General features: G+C 61.9%; 1 protein-coding gene. It reads right to left on the reverse strand.

Annotation, left to right across the window (positions count from 1 at the left end):
* Positions 1–486, reverse strand: a 486-nt coding sequence (locus JYJ39_RS13975; protein ID WP_205205272.1) for an IS3 family transposase, incomplete at its 3' end; no start/stop codon positions are given.
* Positions 487–625 lie beyond the last annotated feature (139 nt).

Here is a 625-nt window from a genome sequence, read left to right on the forward strand (position 1 = left end):
CAGCGCCGCCGTGCAGAAGTCGGTGGTCAGCGTGTTCGATAACCGCCAGGCCAGTACCTTACGCGTCGCCCAGTCCAGGATGGCGCAAAGGTAAAGAAACCCGTGGCGCATCCGGATGTAGGTGATGTCGGTCGCCCAGACGTGGTTGGGGCGCTCGATGTTCAGTCCGCGCAGCAGATACGGATACACCTTGTGCTCGGGATGCGGCTTGCTGGTGTCAGGCTTCGGCCCAACCGCCCATAGGCCCAGTTTGCGCATCAGCCGCCGGATGCGTCGGCGACCGACCAGAACACCCTCGCGCTTGAGCATCTGCTGCAGGCGCCGACTGCCATACACCGGGTTCTCCGTGAATAGCTCGTCTAGGCGCCGGAGCAGATCAAGCTCATCCTGCGATTCCGGGCGGGGCCGGTAATAGACGCTACTACGCGAAATACCGAGCAACTTGGATTGCCGGGCAATGGACAGCTCACTCCCCGGGGAAATCATTGTCCGCCTTTCAGCAGGCGGGCAATGGCGGGCTGTCCGGCCAAGAAATCCCGTTCAACCTGCAACTGCCCAATCTTGCGATGCAGGTTATCAATCACCGCCTGCGGGTCGGCCGCCTTCTTGTTGCCCCGCTCGAACA

The sequence above is a fragment of the Azonexus hydrophilus genome (assembly GCF_905120355.1).
GTDB lineage: Bacteria > Pseudomonadota > Gammaproteobacteria > Burkholderiales > Rhodocyclaceae > Azonexus.